Source organism: Lunatimonas sp. (assembly GCF_020832325.1).
Taxonomy (GTDB): Bacteria; Bacteroidota; Bacteroidia; order Cytophagales; family Cyclobacteriaceae; genus Lunatimonas.
The window spans coordinates 133,378-155,121 of the sequence record NZ_JAFIEU010000008.1 but is presented as its reverse complement, the minus strand read 5'-3'; the positions used below and the strand labels follow the sequence as shown (position 1 = coordinate 155,121).

Below are 21,744 nucleotides of genomic sequence, written 5' to 3'. Positions count from 1 at the left end.
TTTTGAAATAAGGTAGAAATAAAGTTGAAATACGATAGAAATAGTAAATGGTCATTTCTCCTAGTGTTTTCGCAAAGTTCATTGGTGCTTTATTTCAACAATATTTCGGCGAACTTGTCTGCTGTTAGGCAGAGCTATATTTCTACTTTATTTCCCTGAATATTACATCGCAATATTACGATAGATGTTTTTATCCTCCAAACTTTTCCAGCGAAAATATCATGAGCTGAGGTGACATTGGTCACCCTATCTCGTATTTATCCATCGTACATTTACGATATACTTTAGGCCCATGGAAAGAACAGCTATAAAATTAAACTACACTTTAGAGGAGGAAAAATTAGCATCCTATGCGAAAGCTATGGGGCATCCTGTGCGGGTACAGATTTTGAAAATCTTGAGTGAACAAGCTTGTTGCTTTAATGGTGACCTCACGGAAATCATCCCGTTGGCGCAGTCTACAATTTCTCAACACTTAAAATCCTTAAAAGAAGCTGGCTTGATCCAAGGAGAAATTATGCCTCCCAAAATCCGGTATTGTCTTAATAAAGAGTCTTGGGAAGAAGCCCAAAACTTATTTGAAAACTTATTTAATTCTCAAAAACTATGAAAACCATCAAAATTCTAGGTACAGGTTGTGCCAAGTGCAAGCAAACTGAAGCTGCCGTTCGTGAAGTCATCGAGAAAGAAGGCATTGCCGCAGATGTAATCAAAGTAGAAGATATCCAGCAAATCATGGCTTACAATATTCTTTCCACACCGGCGGTCGTGGTGGATGAGGTGGTCAAAATCAAAGGGAAAGTGCCCTCTGCACAAGAAATTATGGCAGCATTAGCTTAATAGACATAAAGGGATGTTCGATTGGTTACAAAGTTTTGCAGATTGGCTGATCTATCAAGTCATTGGGATAGCAGCAGAAAGCCAACTAGGAGTGGCCCTGAATTTCTTTGTGTACGATGTATTGAAAATTTTGATCCTGCTTTTTGTAATCACCGTGCTGATGGGAATAGTCAATGCCTATTTTCCAGTTGAAAGGCTCAGGGATTTTCTGAATAAAAGAAAGCTCTACGGCCTTGAATACTTCTTTGCATCACTTTTTGGGGCAATTACTCCTTTTTGTTCTTGCTCATCCGTTCCCCTTTTCATTGGCTTCGTCCAAGGTGGAATACCTTTGGGTGTTACCTTCGCTTTTCTGATAACTTCTCCATTGGTGAATGAAATTGCCTTGGCCATTTTCTTGGGCATGTTTGGAATCAAATTCACGCTGATTTATGCCTTGATGGGAATTTTATTGGGGATGTTTGGAGGCATGGTTTTGGGCAAATTGAAATTGGAGCGCTACCTAAGTGATTGGGTGCAACAATTGATCCAAAACAAAAACAAAGTACAAGACGACTTTGAAGCAGAAAACACGCCATTTCTCCAACGGCTTCCATCAATTACAAAAGAGGCTTGGACGATTGTCAAAAGTATCGTGCTTTATGTAATCATCGGTATTGGGATTGGAGCATTTATGCATGGCTATGTGCCTGAGAATTTCTTTGAACAGTACTTGGGCGATGGACAATGGTGGACCGTTCCCTTAGCCGTCATACTTGCAGTACCTCTCTATGCCAATGCCGCAGGCATCATTCCCGTCATCCAAGTCATGATAGTCAAGGGGATTCCTGTGGGTACAGCCATTGCCTTTATGATGGCCACTATTGGGCTGTCTATACCAGAAGGGACCTTACTCAAAAAAGTAATGAGTATGAGGCTGATTGCCATTTTCTTCGGAACAGTTGCCTTCTTTATCATCCTTTCCGGATTTCTATTTAACATCATCTTCACTACTTTATAACATGAAAAAAATTAGTCTAACTACCCTTTTTCTTCTGTTCATAACCTTTGCTTTTGCCCAACATGGCCTGGTTAAATCCACTGGGGCTATGAGTGAAATGGGGAAAACAGGTTTTGCACCTACCATTTCTGCCGATACGCTTCAAAAATATCCCCGCATTTTCGGATTAGGACCGCTTGGTAAAATGCAGGGAGAAATCACTTTTGCAGACGGAGTACCTTATTCAGGTTTTGCCGACCTGGATGGCAATGCTTTTATTCAAGAGAATTGGGATATACAGGCACCTTTCTTCGTTTATGCTGAGGTGGAAGCTTGGGAAGCATTTCCGTTATCGGGTGAGTTGGAGGATTTATTGGCTTTGGACAGTTTGATAGAAGACATTGCGGGGAACAATGGATATGATTTGAGTCAGCCATTTTTCTTTAAAATTGAAGGTACTTTCGATGAAATGGTTACCCATATTGTTACGCCTAGGTCACCTGTTGTGGAGGGATACAAGCCCGGAAGAAATCAGGAAAATTATGAACATGTCAAGGAAAAGGGTGAAATCATTGCGGTGTATTCTCAAGTTGGAAAACGTATCTATACCCATCATGATACTTTCATTCACGCCCATTTCATCAATGAAGCACAAACATTTACTGGTCATATCGATCTATTGAAAACCAATTTAGACGGAAGCACACTTTATTTACCTAAAAGAAAGAAACCACTTAGCTTCCAAACCAATGACACCGATTTTTCCAAAGGCCGTCTAGGCTTTCAACAGGAAGTTGAATTGGACGATCTGGTCAAATTTCATGGACATTTGTGTGATGGTTTGGTAGTAGGAGCCATGGGATTGAACGAAGCATTACAGCACCTTTTTCCCGATGGTGTGATTGATCGTACGGACCTTCGCATTGTCTCCCAATCCTCACCTTGCCTGACGGATGTGGCCGTTTATCTGACAGGAGCAAGGTATCAGTTCAACACCTTCTATGTGGATGATGCGATTGATGGAATTTATATCGTCCAGAAGATTTCTGATGGTTCTACCTTTCAAGTCAATCTAAACAAAGGAGTAAAACCAGCCATTATCGGAGAAATGAGCGAGCTTGCTGTCAATCAAGAGTTGACGGGCTGCCAATTGGATGAGTTGAAAAGCACCGAAGATGATTTTATGGAATTCTTGTTTCAAGCAGACGCAAAAGAAATCTTCTCAGTGAAAGCCGTTTCTGATTTTGATTGGGATCCGGTACTCAAAAATGATCTTGTCAAGACAGACGTGCTCAATAAGCATGCTCCAAGCTGTACCCATTAAATAATAAACCAAAATACCTGAACTATGACATCATTTATCGAACTCTGGAAAGAAGGCCGAACACGGTTTATCAATCAATTGGCCAAGATCACACCTGAGGATCTGAGCAAGAAACTAGGAGATTCTCCCAATTCTGTTGGCTTTCTGATTCGCCATATTGCAGAAGTGGAATTGCTTTTTGCAAAGAATGTTTTTGGGAATATGGATGTAAAAGTTGATGCTCAAACCTTAAAAGTTGGAAAAGATACTGGTGAATGGAGGGATTTAGGTGCCTTAATGGCTTTGGTAGAAGAAGCAGGGAAGCAACTGGAAAAAGCCATCAACAGTCAGCAAGATTGGGAAGCAGTTATCAAAACCCAAGAGTTTGGAGAAAAGACCAAAGCCGCAGCTTTGGGACGGATTACAACTCATACGGCCTATCATGCCGGGCAGTTGGCAATTGTACTGAAGTACGGGGAGTGAATGTAGGCAGCTCTCTTGTCAAGTTAGAGCCTTTGACGGTCGTAGTATTCGTTATGGTGACTTTTGGAGGTATTTTTAGCCGAAAAAATTAACTCAAAAAGCATGAAAAAACACTATTCCTTAACCGCTTTTTTATTCATGGGAGTTTTTGCTGGTGTGATGGCCAAGGACAGCGAAAAGCTTGTAGCACTTGGGACCTAACCGTGAAAGACACCCCTCAGGATAACGTCAATGTTCACTTGATCATTGAAAAAACAGATGGAAAAATGAAGGCCAAGTTTAAGCCGGTGGGATCCGACAAAGAAACCAATGTAACGGACACTGAACAAGAAGATGGTATTATATTTCTTCACAGAAGGCTACGACCTGCATATGCCTGTTAAGCCAGATATTCGAAACATGTTGGGAAATCCTATTTTGATTTCTACCTTTGTAGTCCATGTTGAGATCCCTTTTTCACATATCCTTGGTTACACTTTTGCTGCTTAACGGGATGGTTTATTCCGTGATTCAGGGTTCCTATGTATTGAATAAGGCAACCATCATTGAAAATTTTTGCATCAACAAGTCACAACCAGAGCTTCAGTGTGATGGAAAATGCTACCTGGCCCAGCAGTTAAAGGCAGAAAAAGAAAAACGAGAACAAGAAAGCCGGCATACTTTTTCGGTTGATTTTGGGCAATTTATTGCTAACACGCCCATTTCATTGGACATCTTTTCTTTTACGTTTTATGAGATTTCCCATCGGGGCGTGCGATCCAGTCATTTCGTATCTTCCTTTTTTGCTACTATAGAAACCCCTCCCAAGATTTAGTTTTTTTTGTGTATGGTCTCACCATTTAGGTGGTAGATCTCTATTTTTCACGAATTTCACCTTTTGTGTCTGATTCTAGCAAGATTGGGATAATCGATGGTACGTTCCCTTTTTATCGTTTCAATGGCTTGGATGGTCATACTTAACAGTATGGTCTATTCCGTTATTTGTGTGAATTTTCAGCTGAACCGCTCCTTTATTTCGGAGATGTTTTGTGAAAATAAGGACATCCCCATGTCAACCTGTGAGGGGCATTGCTTCCTGGACAAGCAACTAGACAAGGCCACGGAAAAACAAGCTTCGGACTGGATGGATTTTCGGGCTGACTTTAACTTATTCATACTTCAAGAGGCACAATCCACTATGTGCCTGATAGCGGTCTCTTTCGTGGCGGAGCATATTGCCGAGGTTCAGGACTTTTCGTTACAAGACTACTTTTTCGCTCAAGACAAACCCCCAAAACAGGGCGCTTTCTTGTAGGACTATCCGCGTTGAGTCCGATGTTCAAACCGGCATCAAGTATACCAGATGCCTGCTATCCGCTTTGTCACAAGTTGGACAACAATCCCCTATTTACAGAAATTCGCCTGCTTTGTGGGCTTCAAAAATGACATTTAAATTATGAATTATTCAAGACTATTGCATTACACATACTCCTGTATGCTGATATCCGTTGTGTTTTTCTCCTGCCAAGAAAGCGAGGGGCCAATTTCGGAGCAGACCGGAGAGATGATTGTCAAATTTGACAATTACGTAGGAAATCAAACCTTGGTATTGGACAACGTGGGAAGCACTAACTTTCGGTATTCCAATCAAAATGGACAACCTTTCAATATAACTCAATTTGGCTATTACATCAGCCACGTAAAGCTGGAGGGACCAAATGGGGAGCTGTTCGTGGATGAAATGAATGCCACAGCTGATGCGAGTCAGCTAAAAGGATATTACCGGGTAATACAGGGTGAACCTGAAACGTATAACATCCACTTGAAAGGCGTTCCTGCCGGTCAGTACAACAAAATTATATTTACCCTTGGTGTACGAGAAGATGGCATACAGGAGGGCGCCGTTGGTGGCATTTTGGATCGTGCGGCCGGAGGATGGTTTTGGAATTGGAATTCTGGTTTTATTCATTACTTGCTCGAAGGCCATTCACCGGTCTCTCCTAGGGACGAGCAACGACTTAGATTGCATATTGGCGGATGGAAAAATATTCCTGCCATCGACGAGAATCCACAACGATTCTTTGACAACAATGTGGAAGTATCCTTGCTGTTTGACGCCACCGTTCGAGTAAATGAGACCCTGAGACCATCTCCGCATATTCATATGGATTTACTAAAAGTGCTCGGGGATGCTGATTTTACCATTCAGAATAACATTCATTCACCGTCTGAAGGGGTATCATTTGCCCAGCGGATAAACAATGCATTCATCGTAGATCATACCCATCAGTGAACAAGATGATTGATCAACTTTTCAAAAGAGACAGGCTCTACGAGCCTGTTCTCTTGTTGTTCCTTTGGATCATTTTGGCTGGGTGCCAGTCCCTCGGAGAGACGCCCCTAGGGGACCGACTGCACTTTCAAAAGCCGGTTCATTTTCCGGAACCGAGTTACACGTTTCGAAACAATTCGGTGACGGAGGCAGGCTTTCAGTTGGGTAGAGCCCTTTTCTTTGATCCAGGACTGTCGAGAGATGGCTCGGTTTCCTGTTCTTCCTGTCATGTCCAAGGTCATGCCTTTGCCGATACCTGGCTGCATCCCTTTAGTTTTGGCGTGGAAGATCGGGATGGAAAGCGAAATGCACCTCCTTTGTTTAATCTGGCCTTTCACAGGGAGTTCTTCTGGGATGGAGGGGTTACTCACCTGGATTTTGCACCTATTTTAGCGTTCGAATCGGAGATTGAGATGGATCTGAGTTTTGAGGAGGTTGTAGATAGAATCCGACGGCATCCAAAATACCCTGAAAAGTTCAGAGAAGCATTTGGTATAGAAGAGGTAGCAGGCCCCTACGTGCTACATGCGCTCAGTCAGTTTATGGTCATGATGGTATCTGCGAATACCAAGTATGATCATTACATAAACGGAGATATCCAAGCTCTTAACACCGTCGAACTGGAGGGTCTTGCCTTATTTAGAAGGCACTGTGAAAGCTGCCATCAAGAGCCATTGTTTACCGATTTGAGTTATCGCAACAACGGTGTACAAGCGAGAATCACAGACTTGGGTAGAGAGTTGGTTACCGAAGTCCCCCAGGATAGGGCCAAATTCAAGGTACCTTCTCTGCGAAACATCGAAGTGACTAGCCCCTATATGCACAATGCCCGGTTTGAGACGCTAAAGCAGGTTCTTGATCACTATACAGACGGCGTAGAAGATCAAGTCAATATTGATCCCCTTGTCTTTTCCGACGGCCGACCAACGATCCAAATGTCCGCGGACGATAAGGAAAAAGTAATCGCATTCCTTCATACACTTACAGACCATCCTTTCCTTTCCAATCCCATTTTCTTTAACTCCAATGACTAAACTATTCAAATACCTTATCGCCATGCAGCTGTTGATTATCAATGCCCAAAACAGCGCTTTTGCTTGTGATGCCTGTGGCTGTGCATTGGGAGGTTTCAATTTCGGAATCATTCCTCAGAACGAGGCACACTTCGTCGGTTTGAAATATTCCAGAGCCCACTTCTACGCCGACATGATGCACGGCGGGGAACTGGAGTTTTCCAATGACCTGTACCAAAGAATGGATTTTATGGGACGTATTGCGTTGAAAGAACGACTTCAGATAAACGCTATCCTTCCCTATATGTACAATCGGATGAATGGCAGTCACGAAAAAGAGCAATTGAGCGGGTTGGGAGATCCCATGGCCATGTTGAATTATAAGCTAATTGATCAGAAAGGAAATCCCATGGACGCTTGGTTGCACAATCTGTGGATAGGTGGAGGCATCAAAGCACCTCTTGCACATTTTGAATACGCACAATCCGCGCAGTTGATCAATCCAAATTTTCAATTGGGAAGTGGATCTTGGGATTACTTGGCCCTAGCAAACTACACCTCAATGAAAAATCGGTGGGGAATCAATCTGGAAGCCGTATACAAAGTCAATACCGCCAACTCACAGAACTACCGGTTCGGTAACCAATACAATACCCAGGCAAGTGTTTTTTACATGACAAAAAAGGGAAATACGCAGCTGATTCCAGTTGCGGGGCTATACCACGAGCATGGCGGACAACATACCTTTGAGGGCTTCTTACAAGGGAATAGTGGAGGTAGGCTCACGATGGCTCAGATCGGACTTCAGGTACAGACAGGAACTTGGATGCTGCATGGCAACTTTCAAAACCCCTTGGTCCAGGACTTCAACAGTGATGCGCACGTGACGATTGAAGCAAAAGGTAGATTTTCCCTTACTTTGGTCAAGTTCATTGGCAAAAAGTCTGGTAATAATGTCTTTACTTTATGATTTGAGGGATTCGATGAAACCAACGTGTTTTCTTTTAGAAGTGCGGGCTTGTGTGAGTCAGGTCACTTGCGAATGTTAGGATTTTTGTTAGTATTGACAACGGTCCGGCTCGCAATACCTTTATTAGAAGCTAAGCACTCAAAGACCGTTCAACTTATTTTGGTATGGATGTAGAAATTTTATCCCGCATACAATTTGCCTTTACTGTTGCCTTCCACTATATCTATCCGCCTCTGAGTATAGGAATAGGTCTTTTGATGGTTGTGTTTGAAAGTATGTACATCCGGACCAGAAAAAAAGAGTACGAAGTATTGGCAAAGTTTTGGACGAAGATTTTTGCCATCACCTTCGGCATAGGTGTGGTCACAGGCATTGTGATGGAATTTGAATTCGGCACGAATTGGGCAACGTATTCTCGGTACGTGGGCGATATTTTTGGCAGTGCGCTGGCTGCAGAGGGGATATTTGCATTCGCTTTGGAAAGTAGTGCACTAGGTATACTTCTGTTTGGTTGGAATAAAGTAAAACCTGGGGTACACCTTGTAGCCACATGGGCGGTATTCTTAGGGTCCATGTTCTCAGCAGTCTGGATCGTAGTGGCTAATTCCTGGCAGCAAACACCCGCAGGGTACCATATAGTCGGTGAAGGGATGCATGCACGGGCGGAGATTGTGGATTTCTGGGCCATGGTTTTCAACCCTTCTTCCGTAGACCGCATTACACATGTTTGGCTTGGTGCCTTCTTGGCGGGCGCTTTCTTAATTTTGAGCGTGCATGCCTATTACATTCTCAAAGGAAGATTTGTACTGATGTCCCAAAAGGCGTTTAAGATTACCTTGGTAGTAGCCGCGGCAGCATCTTTGGCTCAATTGTTTACCGGGCACCATTCTGCAGAGGGAGTAGCAGTAAATCAACCAGCTAAACTAGCTGCCATGGAAGGGCATTTTGAGTCCTATGCGCCGGCTGATCTCTATTTATTTGGATGGGTGGACAAGGAAAAACAAAAAGTTACCGGACTTGGCCTTCCGGGTGGGTTGTCATTTATGCTACATCAGGATTTTGGAACTCCTGTGACAGGACTCAATGCATTTCCAGAGGAAGATCGTCCGTCACAGGTGAATGCGGTTTTTCAGTTCTACCACCTGATGGTCGCCATCGGTATGTTTTTGATCGCCCTGAGCCTCTTTGCTTTGGTTCAATGGAAGCGAGGCAAACTCTTCGAAAACAAATGGCTGTTGTGGACCTTTGTATTTACCGCCATTTTGCCTCAATTGGCCAATCAGTTTGGTTGGTTCGCAGCAGAGATGGGCCGTCAGCCATGGGTAGTGTATGGTCTCTTGAGAACCTCCGATGCACTTTCTAAAAGCGTGCAGGCCAATCAGGTACTGTTCTCCTTAGTCTTGTTTTTCGTAGTATATGCCGTACTCTTCTTACTTTTCATATACTTGATGAACAAGGCGATAAAGAAAGGTCCAACGAGTGATATCGACTTGGATGAAGGAAGTTTGAACAAGGAAATTGCAGACGTGATTTCTAAAAACTAGAGAGCTATGGAGACGTTACTTGGATTAGATTACCCTACTTGGTGGTTTTTGGTTGTTGGAGGTCTCTTTTCAGGCTATGCTATCCTTGATGGGTTTGATTTTGGGGCTGGAGCCTGGCACATGTTTTTTAGAAGGGACAGCAGCCGGGAGACTGCCTTGAAAGCCATTGACCCTACTTGGCATGGCAATGAGGTATGGTTGGTTATTGGAGGAGGTACCTTGTTTGCGGGTTTCCCTGTATTCTATGGCACGTTGTTTTCAGCGATGTACACCCCTTTTATCCTGTTCTTATTATTTATCATTTTCAGAGGGATCTCCATCAAGTTCAGAAATATGGAAGAAATGCCCTGGTGGAGAAAAATGTGGGACTGGGGCTATTCCATATCCAGTATCATGTTGGCTTTTCTATTAGGCGTAGTATTGGGCAATATCCTGAATGGGATGCCGCTGGATGAGAATTTTGAATATGTAGGAAAGGGCTTCTTTGAATTTTTAAATCCCTTCTCCATATTGGTAGGGGTGACCAGTCTTGCGCTGTTTATGATGCATGGTGCAATTTATTTGCTATTGAAAACCAAGGGGCAGCTCTACAATCGGGCGCAGGGATTCTTAACCAAAGGCATGACTTTTTTTATTGTGTCGTATTTGATTACCACAGCTTATGGTTTATTCAATTTGGAACATTTGCTGGTAGTGTTCAAAGAAAATCAAATCTTGTTTGTGATTCCTTTTTTGGCCTTTTTAAGTATCGCCAACGTACCCAGGCTAGCGAGCAAAGAAAAGTATGGTTGGGCATTCGCCTTTACCAGTCTGACCATTGCATTGCTTTTGGTGATTGTTGCTTTCGAGCTCTACCCGAGATTGCTTTGGTCAAATGAGGTGCATGAAAACAGCATAACGATATACAACGCCGCTGCTTCCACCAAAACACTAAAAATCATGATGGGATTTGTGGTTGTAGGTGGTCCATTGGTGGCCTTGTACAGTTATTTCGTTTACCGCACATTCTGGGGAAGGGTAGATGCCGGGTCAGAAGGATACTAGCTCAATCGGTTGTTATCACGTTCTTGTATCTAAATTATTTGATTGAAAAATAATTTCTAAATAGAAGGAAAAATATCCTAAGCTAAGCGAAAGCGAATCGGAAGGTACATCCATGCGGCAGTCGGATTCCCATAAATGGTGCGAGCGGGTACGAAGCCACCTGTGTATCGATCCAATATCCGCTCCACTTCTTTGACCAAACTGGGGTCTGAGGATGCACGGTTTACGATGAATCGTTCCACTTGTTCCCCATATTCGTCGATTTTCAGTCCAATCCAAATTTCTCCTTCTGTCCGGGTATTTCTGGCGGATTGGGGATAGGAAAGATTTTTGGCTAAAAATTCCTGCCAAACCTTAACGCTAGGCAAACTAGGTTTAAAAATATCTCTGTCTACCGTTTCCTCTTCTCCGCTAGGTGCTACAAAGGTCCCTTCACAGGACAATGAATTATCACATATCAGGTCGAGCACTAGTTTCTCATCCACCAGAACTTTGGTGTATTTGGCATTATCTTTCCGATACTTAAACTCCGTATACATTGGGACTCCATCCGAGGAATAATGGGTTTCTTCCTCCCATAGCGGGTCTAGTGGTTCAGACTCCTCGAATAGGGATTTCTTTACCGAAACCAGCGTATAATTCAGGTCATAGGTTTTTTCTACCAATTCCCCTTCGGCGGAGACAGTCACGATTTTGCTGTATGTGTGATCATCCTCTCCAGATTCTGTGGGCAAAAAATGTGCATCAAGGTGGATGATTTTTCTTTCCTGCGCATGCGTAGGTCTGGAAAATCCCAAAAATCCAAACCACAACACCACCCCGATACATTTAACTAAATCGTTCATAGCTCTAAACTATGAACAAATGAATACAATTCCAACTAAAACCTTATTTCCATTCCGTTAGTTTTTGCCTATTGCACAGGCCTTTAACAAAATTTGGCTACTCCAACCTGCTCCTGTATCAGACGGAATTATCATGGATCCGCGTAAAAAATAAATCTAGTATTTATTGTAAAACAATAAATAATTACCGAATATTGAGAAATATACAAATCCATTAACTCATGACCTGGAAAGAAACCTGGAAAAATAAGTGGGAAAGCCAACCTGTATTGATGTTACTCACCATCGTGATTTGGTCCATTTTCATAGGACTATGTATCAAAGGCGGAGCTTTGTTATTCACCTCGGTATACAGCCTCTTTAATCCTGAAGTGGCAAAAGACCTGTACAAAGGGTTGAATTTGTCAGCGGCCAGAGAGTGGCATACAGGATATTACTTAGCAGCTGTTTCGTTACTGATTGGGATTATGGTAGCTAAGGCTTTTATCTTCTTTTTGGTAATCCGGGTTTTCCAAAAAATTGACTTGGTTCATCCATTCAGCCGGGAAGTCTCCGTTCTTATTTCCAGAATTGGCGAAGTGACCGTTCAGGTAGGTGTCTTAACCATCATCGCATCCGGGTACTTTTCGTGGTTGTCTACCCGGACGATGCAGAGTCCGGCACTCAGCGGTTTTTTGGGAGGCGCCTTTGAGTACTTGATAATGGGGGCGGTAATCTATGCGATATCCTTGGTTTTCAAACGTGGTGTGGAAATTCAAGCGGACAATGACCTAACCGTATAAGTATGCCCATAGTCGTAAATCTAGACGTCATGATGGCAAAACGGAAAATGTCTCTAAACGAACTTTCGGAGAAGGTAGATATCACCTTGTCCAACCTTTCTATCCTTAAAACTGGTAAGGCAAAGGCTGTCAGGTTTACCACCTTGGAAGCGATCTGTAAAGCGTTGGACTGTCAGCCCGGGGATATTTTGGAGTTTGTGGAATGAAACCCATTACTTTCCTTCTGACCAATAAGCTAGTACATGGCGTCAGTAACTTCTGTAGATTCTACTATTCAGGTAGTTGTTGTATTGGCGCATGGAATTGTTATAATTGCTTTGGTTGACAGATTGGTTGTATCTGCTCGTCGTCTGACTGGTGTACGTAAATCCTTGCCAAGTTGATGGGGAATACGCATTTGCACGGATAGGTTGGGGCAAGGGGTGGGTTTTTGCCAGTTCAGCCCTGCGCCTTGCCATTTCGGCCTGATGTTGCTCCCACCTAATCTTCGATTCTGCCCTGTACCTCGCCAAAGCTTCGGCATTGTATTTCTCTGTAGACGTATTTAAAGACACTAAGATTTGCTCAGCGGAACTGATAGCCTCGTGTTCAGATTCTTCTGAACTGCCCAAAGGCGTTGGAAAGTAAAACTTTAGGTTCTCATACCGGCTAAACGCATTACTGCTGTAGCGTGAGACCAAGTAGGATTGCCATTTTCCGTCAGTCAGACGGGCCACCAATAGTTCCGGATGCACATAAATGCTGCCATTATTTGCCTTGATAACCTCGCTTTCGTAAATCATAAATTCCGTCCAAATGGGTTCATCCGCCGAACTAAAAGACAATTTTCCTTCTGGATTAGCCACTGCATACTGCATTTTGCCATCATCTCCGCCTGGATACGCGACCAAAAAGAAATGAGATAGCAAATAGGTTTCTCCAGTTTTGGATCCTGCATCGATCTCTTCGGTAATGATCGGGGAAAGTCCCAGACTGCCTACAGGGATATCTACCGTCCCGTCGGCCTGCAGTACACCGTATAGCCCTTCAATGTCTTGACTCGGTACCAAGACCATTCGATGGAAAAGCTTATCTACACCCAACCCTTTTCCTGTCCGGTAATCTGCCACTAACTTGTGTCCCGGCCCAAAGGTGGTACTGCTCGGCATTTTATCGTAATTTCTATACACCAGCACTGAAGGGAAATAGGTGTTTTTTTCCTGCAATTGGTTATCAAACACTACCACTTCATAAGCCTCGCCCATTTTTTTCTCAGCCAGTTGGACGTAGCCATCTAGATAACGGTAGAACCGCGGCACCTCAGGTTTCTTGAAGCCAAGCGATCTAGGTGGGGCCATCACGGAAAGGTTGTTCCATTCTTTTGCCAGCTTACCGTCCTCAAAAAAATACCCATGAGTTCTTTCGGGAGCGTCTGACCCAGCGATCGTCCCCTCTTTCTTGAAATAGAGTAATCGCTTGGCAAATACCCGATTATAGGGGCCATATACGACCAACTCATCACTATCTACTTGCTTTACTTCTCCGGTTGCCGGGTCGAGTTGCCACGCCACCACGCCGAGAGCTATTTCAATATCCCCTCTTTTGTACTGATCTCTCTCGGTAGAGTTAATGGGGAGTTTTACTCCTACTACGCCAAAGTCGGGAAGGACTTGAATAAAGTCAGCGCGAAGACCAGTTACTTTATCCCCGTAGGGCTTAGTTTCAAGACTTCCGGTATAATTGAGCTTGGAGGTAACCGGGTCGTTTTTTTTCGGAAAGACGATACTTCCTTCAATTTTCATATCACCAAACCTACCTCTATCTACCTCGTAAACGCGTTTGCCATTGGTTATTGTCACCTTACTCACCGAATTTGTGCTCGTGTAAGTCAGTGTTTCAACGTTCGTTTCACCAATCTCGACCACTTCCTTTTTGAAATAACTCGACTCCTCTTGGGCAAACACAGCGTTGGATACCAAGATTGTCCATAGGGCAAATGTAAAGCGTAAATATTGCATAACTGAAGATTAATAGGTTACACTTCCCAGTGATTTACCGGTTTTATCGATGTAAATATGTTTGCCCTCTTTCCAGACTTTGGCTTTGCCCTCGCTAAATACAGGGGCCGAATACCCAACTACATCTTCATACTCAAATGGAAGCACCACCTTTCCCGAGAGATCGAGAAATCCCCACCTGTTTTTTTCTAGTTCAGGCACAAACAAACATACAGCGGCTAATCCCTCCGAAAAATTGCCTGCTTGTAGGTATTGAAATGGGATGATTTCTCGTCCTTTTTGGTCGATGAATCCCCATCTGCGCTGCCCGCTCTCTTTTATGATTTTGGACACTGGCGCCAGTCCGCCGGAAAACGTCCCGGCACTCTTGTACTCAAATGGAATAACCGTTTTTCCCGTTTTATCGATAAATCCCCAATGCGCACTGGCCAATAATTCAACCGCCGCCAACCCCTCAGAAAATGGTCCTGCATTGATGAACTTGGGAGATATAACCTCATTCCCAATCGGGTCAATAAATCCATAGACAGGGTCCGACGTAGGCTGGACAATCGCCAAACCGTTGGAATACAAAAACGCTCGAAAATACTTCGCGGGAATGACTTCCTCCCCTTGCTGATTCTTATAGCCCCACAGTTTCGAATCGGCTTGAAATGGCTTCAAGTCCTGTGCCTGTAAACCTACAGCCCAGAATACTAGGATCCCATACCCTACGATAGCCTTGATCCAAGATTCAACCAGTACGATTTTGGTTTCTTTTTCTTTCTGCATACCTCCCCTACTAAAAAGCTTTCAACTATTCGTCTCGTTAGTCCATTAATTTCATATGCCGTAGCAATAAATACCTAATATGGCAGCTTTTGCGTATTCGCAACTTCCAACGTACAGCTGTCTCCAGTTAGATAGGTGTCCGTTGAACTCCCTCCCCCTGAGAAAAAAACCTCGCCAACATTTAGCTCGAACCCGCTTAAACGTCCTAAATTAATAAAATTACATGTAGTTGGTTTTAGGCGGTCCGATTTTTTTTGAATCATTTGGCCTTATCCTTCTACTTTTATTCTTTTGACCTTTCTGCCGGCAAGAGGGTGATCGGAATTTTTCTTCAAATGACTCATTCCACACAATTGGAACTGACCTCCCTCATGCTCATAATCATGTTGGTAGTGATGTAGATTTTCCAGCACGGTGTGATCCACCAAATTGGCATTGGAAAAATCAATTCGGATACTTTTTCTCCTTGGAAGTGCATCCAGGGACTTTTTAAGCATGATATAATTGCTGAAAACTGCAGAATGAAATACATCCACGGTATATTCATTTTCATCCTGATTTGTTGTTACTGTAAACAAAGGCTTGAATAGGTATTTCAAAGGAAGCCCGTTGGACATATGAATGATAATTTTGGTCAAAATACCCACAGCAATGCCTATCAATAAGTCAGTGGCCAAGGTAAAAATGATGGTAACCAGAAAAATGACCAATTGCTCTGATCCGACTTTATAAGTGTGGTAAAACTCCTTAGGTGCGGCCAATTTGAAACCCGTATAAACCAGCATGGCGGCCAAAGCTGCCAAAGGAATCTGATGGATCAACAAAGGAAAAAATGCAACAAAGACCAAGAGAAAAGCACCGTGGAAGAAGTTGGACCAGGCAGTTTTTCCACCATTGTTGATATTGGCAGAACTTCGCACAATTTCAGAAATCATCGGTAATCCACCTATCATTCCTGCCAGTGTATTTCCTATACCCACCCCTACCAAATCTTTGTTCATATTGGATTTCCTCTTATACGGATCAAGTCCGTCAATAGCTTTTGAACTCAAAAGAGACTCAAGACTCCCCACCAGGGCAAACATGATGATGTACTTCAGTGAAACCATGGAAAACACCTGGGAGAAATAAGGGAATGTGATGGCAGATAGAAGGTTTTCCGGCAAGGTCACCAAAAACTTCGGCCCGATGGTATATTCATGCCCGTCCAAAAACAGGTATTTATGCTCATGCTCCAGATCAAAATAAATTCCCAGAGGTATGGCCACCAAAATAACAATCAGCGGAGCAGGAAGCATTTTGAGGAATTTGTTTTGGAACAAGGGAAACAAAAACATAATCAAGAGACTGATACCGCCAATGATTGCAATATCCGGGTTGATTTCCTTAAAGGCATGGGGAAGTTCGGCAAAGAGTTCCAAGGTCTCGTTGGCTTCCGGTTTGACACCGATCATGGTAAATAGCTGTTTGGCAATGATGATGATGCCAATCGCTGCCAACATACCGTGGACAGCTGCAGAAGGGAAGAAATCAGCTAAAACACCGGATTTAACCCAACCGAAAATTACCTGGAGTACGCCAGCTACCACAATAATGGCCAAGGTTAATCGATATCCTAGCATGGCATCACCTTGTCCAAGTTCATTGACTGCACCAAGGGCAATGATGATCAATCCTGCTGCAGGTCCTTTGATGGTAAGCTGCGATCCACCTAGAAAGGTGACCATAAGTCCACCAATAATGGCGGTAAATATTCCTGCCACCGGAGGAAAACCGGATGCCATCGAAATACCCAGACAAAGGGGCAAGGCAATTAGAAATACAAGGAAACCTGATGTAAGGTCTGCTTTCCAGTTTTGACGAAGTCCAGCCAAACCTGACTGGGGAACTTCAATTTTGGATTTTTGCATAAGTATATGCTGATCAAGAAGATTTTAAAGCGGTAGGATGATAATTTTTTACATGCGGGCCCAAGAAAAGCCGCGCATAAATCCGGATAAGGGCAATCCCTCCGAAAATGAAACTGATGGCATCGAATGATGCCAAAATATATTGGTCTTCGTGAATATGGCTGAAGATCAGATCGACACCAATGAAGGTGGGACTTATGGGAAATCCCATTACACCCAGTGCTGAAAGGAGAAAGACCAACGAAAGCTTGGGATATTCATACACATGGCCATAGTATTGATTGAGGTCAAAAGAGTTCTTTTCTTTCTTCCTTAAACTATCCAAAGCCCAGTAGCCTATGGCCCCTGCTACCACTACCCCACTGAGATAAATCAGGGTTTGGCTGTAATCAAAGGTCTCATTGAATGATACCGCCAAGGCAATCCAGAAGTGATTGGCCATGACCAGCATCCATGCCAACCTCGGATAGCTTCGTTCCGAAAAGGCCTTGAAAACCATCAACATTCCCAATAAACCGAAGAACCCGGGCAGATAATCCCTTAACCATTCAGGAATCCAATCCTGATTAAAGTAAAGGAAAAGCCCAAAGGAATAAACCGGAAGAAAGTACAACAACAGGTTTCTAGGGGTAAGGAAATCCAACTTTCTTCCCAATTTCTTGATGGGACTGAACACCCATCGGTTGAGGGTTAGGTCCAAATTCCATTCTTTGATGGAAAGCAGGTACAAGCTGTATTCCAACCTTTTAGGGAGGGTATCTTCCAAGGTGATATTCTTTGGCTTGAAATGATAAAATTGGTCTCGTATCATATATGCGACCACGGATGGAGATACCAACAACTGGTAGGTTCTCAGGAAGGCATTCCCTGCAAAATGGACCAGGGCCAATACCTCTAATCCTAAAGCTACTTCGATGAACATGATTCCTATCTGAGCAATGGAAGCATAGGCAATCTGGGTTTTGATGGTGGACTGAACCCTAGCAATCGGATAGGTAATGAGCGTAGTCAATAATCCTACTACACCGATGAGAATCCTTGCAGTCAATTGATGTTCCCAAAAAGGGAAGGTCCTAAGCAGGAGGAAGACCCCAAAATGAACGGAAAGAGAGCCATAAAAAATGGCACTGGAAGGGGTAGGTCCTTCCATGGCCCTTGGAAGCCAGGAGGAAAAGGGCAATTGTGCTGACTTAGCCGCAGCAGCTATCAGCAAACTCACCGCTATAAACAATCCTATTCCCCCATGTGAAGCCAAATGCTCAGAAACCAGTTCTTCATCCAATAATTTGATAAAGGTGATATTCTCATGCCAAAGATGGTGACTTGCCCACATGGCGAGAATGATTCCGATATCCCCAATCCTGTAAATGGAGAAAACCTTTACTGCATTTCTCACCGGTAAATACCTGTCTCTGTAGAAAGCAATCAGCAGGAAGGAAGAAATGCCCAACATCTCCCAACCCAAAAACAGGGTTTCGAAATTACCTGCCAAAACGGTCAGGTTATACGCGAGGTAAAAGAAGAGCAGGGTATTGAAAAAACGCTTGTATCCCTCTTCCATATGCATATAAAACCTACTGTATCGGGTGATCAGAAAGGTTACAAATGCCCCTACCCAAAGAAATACCGCCGTGGTTTTGTCAAAATAGAAATCCAACAAAAACTGATAGGACCCATTGTTGTACAATTCCAGCTCCCGGATATTTTCGGGTTTCATTCCTCCTAGGATCCAATAAAGGATATAGGTTGAAATGAGCAGCAAATGAATGCTTACCATTCCAAATGCCAATCTGGAAAAGCTGTTTTCATTTTTATCTGATAGCAGCAGTGAAACCACAAAAGCCAAGAGCGGTAACAGTACGAATGAACTGATAATAATTTGATGTTCCATGGCTTAGGCGATCACGTAAACAGGGAGATTTTCAGCAGTTGATTCCAATATGGCGTCCAGGTTTTGGACAGCATCGATATGTCGGGTTACCGGAAGGAATTCTTTAAAATCCCCATCCTTGAAAACAAAGGCTGTTTTGGTTTCCGGATGGATGCAAACCAATTTCACCCAATCATTGACGAACCACTCATAGGTTGGTTTATGTGTCTGTATGGTTTTTAGGACAATTTCCGGGAAATGCTCTACTGTAATCAGAATCCTAAGAGGATCATGTATGTTGACCATCTGCAAGGGCAAACCAGTCCGCAAATCTCCATCCATACCATTGGCTACACCTATCAATCCAATCACATTATGTGGCAATTTGCTGCCCGCCCCTAGCCTGTCATTATCCACCTTGGAGAAATAATATTCCAGGTTTATTCCTCCACAGACAGGAGCTACAGCTTTCAGGATACCAAAGAGGTATTGTCCTCCCGGGTCAATACTGTGATCATAAGAGTTGAGAAATGCCCTCTTGTCCAGAAAAAGATGACGGTTATTTTCCCTTTTGCCCACCACACAGAGGGCATTGGTAGCATGGTTCCATTCAGGCCTTGTGACAAACAAAGATAAAGCCCGCAATTTGACCTGCTCATGTATCTTTTTGGCTTCCTGTTTGGAATCAATGGTATGGAATCGCCGAGACCTTTCTTTGGCATTGTAATCCAAAGCGATTTCAAAGGTTTGCAAGTTTCTTTCATGTAACAACCTGTTAGGTTCGGATAGCCCTTCTATATCATAAAATTCCATTTCATCCCGGGTGGTATCATGTAATCCACCTACAAATTGGGTATTGTCGGGAATAAGAATGCCCCTTTCACCAAGAATTCTTCGGACTTCAGGATTGTTCCCAATAGAGGCGGCCACCCGGGCATTGACAGATCCGGAACGTCCGCTGCAGGCACCGCAGTCATATCCTGCATAATGGGTATTGTTCACAGAACTGGCTCCATGGCCAAAAATGTAAACCAATGGTGCAAAATCATTTACAAGGCCAATACTTTTTAGAAGTCCTTCCATGGCAGTAGCCATTTCTTGGACTGTGAATCCAACCTGTAAGCCATGGTATTTATGATCTGGGTTTTTACATTCGATACTGAGCTTTCCTTTTGGATCCATATGCTTAAAAGAAGACACCATAGCGGGTGTTTCTGAAGGGAAGAAAATGCTTTTTGCCATTTTGATGGCCGACCAAAAACCCATGGTCTGGGAAATGGCCCAGCCCCCGAATATTCCTTTGGAATGTTTGCTAAAGTGGGCATCTTTTTCATGCCTGATTTTTGATTCTGTCTCTTTGATGACATGAACAGGAGTCACAGGAGCCGGACAGACTTTGGTCATAAACTTGCCGTGCTCCGGTTGAAAATAAAAGGGAAGGTTGAAGAACCCAGCTGTTCCAAATGTCTGGCAATCCGGAGCAAAACGCTCTACATACCGTCTTATGGAGCAGGAGCGGTCATCAATACAAAACATTGCCTGAAAGGAAGGTTTGCTTACCTTGAAGTCTTTTGCATGGCTTAACTGAAGTCCTTTTATTACTTGGTCATAATAGCTCCATTCCAAAGCTTCCTGCCAGATTTTATGGATTTCAAACCAATTTGAGTTTTTAGGTGATTCCAATAATACCGGAAGATCCTTAGGAATAAATTCACCCAAGGCTTTCCATTTATCCCCTCTTCGTCTGTCGAGCGCATCGATTTCCAAAATACATTCCAGAAAAATCAAATCATGCAATGAGACTTTCCTCTTATCCAATAAGCTTTGCTCCTGGTGTTCCAAAACTGCTACCATACCTGACCAACCTGGATGGGAAAAAGCTTGGTCAAATAAGTACTGGGCAAAACGCTCTTCTTTGCCAACCAGCAAGGTCAATAGATCCTTAAGTTTGGTATGGGTATTGAAAAGCAGGTCTCTGGCTCTTTCACTTTTGATAAAGGTACTAAAGCTGTTTTTTTCCAATGTCCGAATCGCGGAAAGCAAACCTCTCGATTCAATAGGAAATTTCCAGATAGCAATGCCCTGGTCCAGATAGGCACTCACCAATCTAAAAAGCGTCTGATGCACCTCCTTATCCAAATTGAGGTTATAGGCTTTTCTCCAAAGTTTCCGAAGCTGACCTACTTTAGGTTCCGGATAATCCTGGTTTAGCGAATGTAAAATTTCATTTCTCCAATAGGTAAGATTGTCCGGACCCTTTAGGTCCATGATTACCCGGTCAATAATTTCTATGTTGATCTTACCGGAATGGTACTTTTCCCTATACCTTTCAATATTCCAATATACCTTGTATCCAAAGTTTTCTGCAGCGAGCTGAAGGGCTTCATGGAAAGGCAAATGCTGAAATGCATGCAGGGTGTTGTGGTGCACAAAATCCTTCAAAGGACTCTGCGCAGGAAGATAGTGACTCAGGTCATGCAATACATGATCCAAGTCAAATGACACGGAATGCGCCATGTTGAATACGTTTTTAAGGTGAGATTAAAGAAAGCGGGCGAATCGCAAATGATTCAATTTGGAAATTCGAATGGAAAAAGGACTAGGCGAGGTGGATTTTCAAATTATGAAAAAGTATATAGAGGGGCCTGGTTTTATAGCCGAGCGTTACCGTAGTATTCGAAAAGGGATCTACGGCTCGGTAAAGTGAAAAAGTAGAACGCATGCCGGCAAGGGAAGCTTTGGCAAAGGGCAGTTCATTTTCTTTGTTATTTTCTTCTTTTTCTAAGTTTACCCATTCAGCGAGGGTCATCTTAGCAGGAACGTTTTCTGGTATTCGAAACGCTTCCTGCTCCGTTAGGTCAAAAAATTCGCCAGCAGGTAGGTTTCCAACACAGCATAAAGCAGCAATCAAGCCAATTACGATAAAGTGGAGAATGGCATCTCTGCGTCCTGTGGTGGATTGGCAGGGAGATTCCCGGCTATACCACGGCCCAAAAAAAACGTTATCGGTATTGAGACTAGTTTTCACGCTTTTCTGTTTCAAAAAGACACGATATATGTACTTTATCGGGTACAAATGTAG

At 43.3% G+C, this 21,744-nt stretch carries 22 protein-coding genes; 15 read left to right on the top strand and 7 right to left on the bottom strand.

From position 1 onward, the window contains the following. The first annotated feature begins 292 nt into the window (after positions 1-292). From JJU34_RS02670 to cydB, 13 genes are all read left to right on the top strand, one after another. Positions 293-610 carry a metalloregulator ArsR/SmtB family transcription factor gene (locus JJU34_RS02670; RefSeq protein ID WP_228690777.1) on the top strand — a complete coding sequence of 106 codons (318 nt, stop codon included), beginning with the start codon at positions 293-295 and terminating at the stop codon, positions 608-610. Continuing rightward, complete coding sequence (locus tag JJU34_RS02665) at positions 607-840, top strand: thioredoxin family protein (RefSeq protein ID WP_228690776.1); 234 nt, start codon at positions 607-609, stop codon at positions 838-840. Before JJU34_RS02670 ends, JJU34_RS02665 begins: the two co-directional genes overlap by 4 nt. Before the next feature lie 13 nt (positions 841-853). Beyond that, complete coding sequence (locus JJU34_RS02660) at positions 854-1,840, top strand: permease (protein ID WP_228690775.1); 987 nt, start codon at positions 854-856, stop codon at positions 1,838-1,840. After that, on the top strand, positions 1,761-3,143 hold the full coding sequence (locus tag JJU34_RS02655; protein WP_228690774.1) for an FmdE family protein: 1,383 nt from the start codon (positions 1,761-1,763) through the stop codon (positions 3,141-3,143). Before JJU34_RS02660 ends, JJU34_RS02655 begins: the two co-directional genes overlap by 80 nt. A gap of 24 nt (positions 3,144-3,167) precedes the next feature. After that, positions 3,168-3,605: a DinB family protein gene (locus tag JJU34_RS02650; RefSeq protein ID WP_228690773.1), complete on the top strand. Its 438-nt coding sequence runs from the start codon at positions 3,168-3,170 to the stop codon at positions 3,603-3,605. A gap of 203 nt (positions 3,606-3,808) precedes the next feature. Beyond that, positions 3,809-3,988: a hypothetical protein gene (locus JJU34_RS02645; protein ID WP_228690772.1), complete on the top strand. Its 180-nt coding sequence runs from the start codon at positions 3,809-3,811 to the stop codon at positions 3,986-3,988. 56 nt (positions 3,989-4,044) lie between these two features. Beyond that, a complete protein-coding gene (locus tag JJU34_RS02640; RefSeq protein WP_228690771.1) occupies positions 4,045-4,419 on the top strand; it encodes a hypothetical protein in 375 nt (124 codons plus the stop codon). 96 nt (positions 4,420-4,515) lie between these two features. Continuing rightward, positions 4,516-4,899 (top strand): hypothetical protein, encoded by a 384-nt coding sequence (locus JJU34_RS02635; protein WP_228690770.1) that lies wholly within the window; start codon positions 4,516-4,518, stop codon positions 4,897-4,899. 141 nt (positions 4,900-5,040) lie between these two features. Continuing rightward, positions 5,041-5,877 (top strand): MbnP family protein, encoded by an 837-nt coding sequence (locus JJU34_RS02630; protein ID WP_228690769.1) that lies wholly within the window; start codon positions 5,041-5,043, stop codon positions 5,875-5,877. A 5-nt stretch (positions 5,878-5,882) separates the two neighbouring features. Beyond that, positions 5,883-6,950 (top strand): cytochrome c peroxidase, encoded by a 1,068-nt coding sequence (locus JJU34_RS02625; protein ID WP_228690768.1) that lies wholly within the window; start codon positions 5,883-5,885, stop codon positions 6,948-6,950. Beyond that, the gene (locus JJU34_RS02620) at positions 6,943-7,899 is read left to right on the top strand and encodes a hypothetical protein (protein WP_228690767.1); all 957 of its coding nucleotides are present in this window, start codon (positions 6,943-6,945) and stop codon (positions 7,897-7,899) included. Before JJU34_RS02625 ends, JJU34_RS02620 begins: the two co-directional genes overlap by 8 nt. Before the next feature lie 164 nt (positions 7,900-8,063). After that, positions 8,064-9,443, top strand: coding sequence for a cytochrome ubiquinol oxidase subunit I (locus JJU34_RS02615; protein ID WP_228690766.1), 1,380 nt, complete (start codon positions 8,064-8,066; stop codon positions 9,441-9,443). Positions 9,444-9,449: 6 nt separating this feature from the next. Further along, positions 9,450-10,487 carry a cytochrome d ubiquinol oxidase subunit II gene (cydB, locus tag JJU34_RS02610; RefSeq protein ID WP_228690765.1) on the top strand — a complete coding sequence of 346 codons (1,038 nt, stop codon included), beginning with the start codon at positions 9,450-9,452 and terminating at the stop codon, positions 10,485-10,487. A gap of 77 nt (positions 10,488-10,564) precedes the next feature. On the opposite strand, the gene JJU34_RS02605 is transcribed toward cydB, so the two are convergent. Continuing rightward, the gene (locus JJU34_RS02605; protein ID WP_228690764.1) at positions 10,565-11,332 is read right to left on the bottom strand and encodes an energy transducer TonB; all 768 of its coding nucleotides are present in this window, start codon (positions 11,330-11,332) and stop codon (positions 10,565-10,567) included. Positions 11,333-11,553: 221 nt separating this feature from the next. Between JJU34_RS02605 and JJU34_RS02600 the strand changes: the two genes are divergently transcribed. Continuing rightward, positions 11,554-12,114: a DUF2975 domain-containing protein gene (locus JJU34_RS02600; protein WP_228690763.1), complete on the top strand. Its 561-nt coding sequence runs from the start codon at positions 11,554-11,556 to the stop codon at positions 12,112-12,114. A gap of 2 nt (positions 12,115-12,116) precedes the next feature. Continuing rightward, a complete protein-coding gene (locus JJU34_RS02595) occupies positions 12,117-12,320 on the top strand; it encodes a helix-turn-helix transcriptional regulator (RefSeq protein WP_228690762.1) in 204 nt (67 codons plus the stop codon). Positions 12,321-12,362: 42 nt separating this feature from the next. Here the strand turns inward: JJU34_RS02595 and JJU34_RS02590 are convergent, their stop codons facing one another. The 6 genes from JJU34_RS02590 to JJU34_RS02565 form a co-directional block, all read right to left on the bottom strand. Continuing rightward, positions 12,363-14,111, bottom strand: coding sequence for a hypothetical protein (locus JJU34_RS02590; RefSeq protein WP_228690761.1), 1,749 nt, complete (start codon positions 14,109-14,111; stop codon positions 12,363-12,365). A 9-nt stretch (positions 14,112-14,120) separates the two neighbouring features. After that, complete coding sequence (locus JJU34_RS02585; RefSeq protein WP_228690760.1) at positions 14,121-14,882, bottom strand: WG repeat-containing protein; 762 nt, start codon at positions 14,880-14,882, stop codon at positions 14,121-14,123. 269 nt (positions 14,883-15,151) lie between these two features. After that, positions 15,152-16,792, bottom strand: a complete 1,641-nt coding sequence (locus tag JJU34_RS02580) for a SulP family inorganic anion transporter (protein WP_228690759.1) — start codon at positions 16,790-16,792, stop codon at positions 15,152-15,154. A 13-nt stretch (positions 16,793-16,805) separates the two neighbouring features. Beyond that, the gene (locus tag JJU34_RS02575) at positions 16,806-18,683 is read right to left on the bottom strand and encodes a proton-conducting transporter membrane subunit (RefSeq protein ID WP_228690758.1); all 1,878 of its coding nucleotides are present in this window, start codon (positions 18,681-18,683) and stop codon (positions 16,806-16,808) included. 3 nt (positions 18,684-18,686) lie between these two features. Next, positions 18,687-21,179, bottom strand: coding sequence for a DUF2309 domain-containing protein (locus JJU34_RS02570; RefSeq protein ID WP_228690757.1), 2,493 nt, complete (start codon positions 21,177-21,179; stop codon positions 18,687-18,689). Between the two features lie 82 nt (positions 21,180-21,261). Then, positions 21,262-21,690: a hypothetical protein gene (locus JJU34_RS02565; RefSeq protein WP_228690756.1), complete on the bottom strand. Its 429-nt coding sequence runs from the start codon at positions 21,688-21,690 to the stop codon at positions 21,262-21,264. Positions 21,691-21,744 lie beyond the last annotated feature (54 nt).

What these genes read in the sequence shown, in the direction of transcription:
- JJU34_RS02670 (WP_228690777.1), top strand. Translation starts at nt 293, where the DNA reads ATGGAAAGAACAGCTATAAAATTAAACTACACTTTAGAGGAGGAAAAA.
- JJU34_RS02665 (WP_228690776.1), top strand. Translation starts at nt 607, where the DNA reads ATGAAAACCATCAAAATTCTAGGTACAGGTTGTGCCAAGTGCAAGCAA.
- JJU34_RS02660 (WP_228690775.1), top strand. Translation starts at nt 854, where the DNA reads ATGTTCGATTGGTTACAAAGTTTTGCAGATTGGCTGATCTATCAAGTC.
- JJU34_RS02650 (WP_228690773.1), top strand. Translation starts at nt 3,168, where the DNA reads ATGACATCATTTATCGAACTCTGGAAAGAAGGCCGAACACGGTTTATC.
- JJU34_RS02640 (WP_228690771.1), top strand. Translation starts at nt 4,045, where the DNA reads ATGTTGAGATCCCTTTTTCACATATCCTTGGTTACACTTTTGCTGCTT.
- JJU34_RS02635 (WP_228690770.1), top strand. Translation starts at nt 4,516, where the DNA reads ATGGTACGTTCCCTTTTTATCGTTTCAATGGCTTGGATGGTCATACTT.
- JJU34_RS02630 (WP_228690769.1), top strand. Translation starts at nt 5,041, where the DNA reads ATGAATTATTCAAGACTATTGCATTACACATACTCCTGTATGCTGATA.
- JJU34_RS02625 (WP_228690768.1), top strand. Translation starts at nt 5,883, where the DNA reads ATGATTGATCAACTTTTCAAAAGAGACAGGCTCTACGAGCCTGTTCTC.
- JJU34_RS02620 (WP_228690767.1), top strand. Translation starts at nt 6,943, where the DNA reads ATGACTAAACTATTCAAATACCTTATCGCCATGCAGCTGTTGATTATC.
- JJU34_RS02615 (WP_228690766.1), top strand. Translation starts at nt 8,064, where the DNA reads ATGGATGTAGAAATTTTATCCCGCATACAATTTGCCTTTACTGTTGCC.
- cydB (WP_228690765.1), top strand. Translation starts at nt 9,450, where the DNA reads ATGGAGACGTTACTTGGATTAGATTACCCTACTTGGTGGTTTTTGGTT.
- JJU34_RS02605 (WP_228690764.1), bottom strand. Translation starts at nt 11,332, where the DNA reads ATGAACGATTTAGTTAAATGTATCGGGGTGGTGTTGTGGTTTGGATTT.
- JJU34_RS02600 (WP_228690763.1), top strand. Translation starts at nt 11,554, where the DNA reads ATGACCTGGAAAGAAACCTGGAAAAATAAGTGGGAAAGCCAACCTGTA.
- JJU34_RS02595 (WP_228690762.1), top strand. Translation starts at nt 12,117, where the DNA reads ATGCCCATAGTCGTAAATCTAGACGTCATGATGGCAAAACGGAAAATG.
- JJU34_RS02590 (WP_228690761.1), bottom strand. Translation starts at nt 14,111, where the DNA reads ATGCAATATTTACGCTTTACATTTGCCCTATGGACAATCTTGGTATCC.
- JJU34_RS02585 (WP_228690760.1), bottom strand. Translation starts at nt 14,882, where the DNA reads ATGCAGAAAGAAAAAGAAACCAAAATCGTACTGGTTGAATCTTGGATC.
- JJU34_RS02580 (WP_228690759.1), bottom strand. Translation starts at nt 16,792, where the DNA reads ATGCAAAAATCCAAAATTGAAGTTCCCCAGTCAGGTTTGGCTGGACTT.
- JJU34_RS02575 (WP_228690758.1), bottom strand. Translation starts at nt 18,683, where the DNA reads ATGGAACATCAAATTATTATCAGTTCATTCGTACTGTTACCGCTCTTG.
- JJU34_RS02570 (WP_228690757.1), bottom strand. Translation starts at nt 21,179, where the DNA reads ATGGCGCATTCCGTGTCATTTGACTTGGATCATGTATTGCATGACCTG.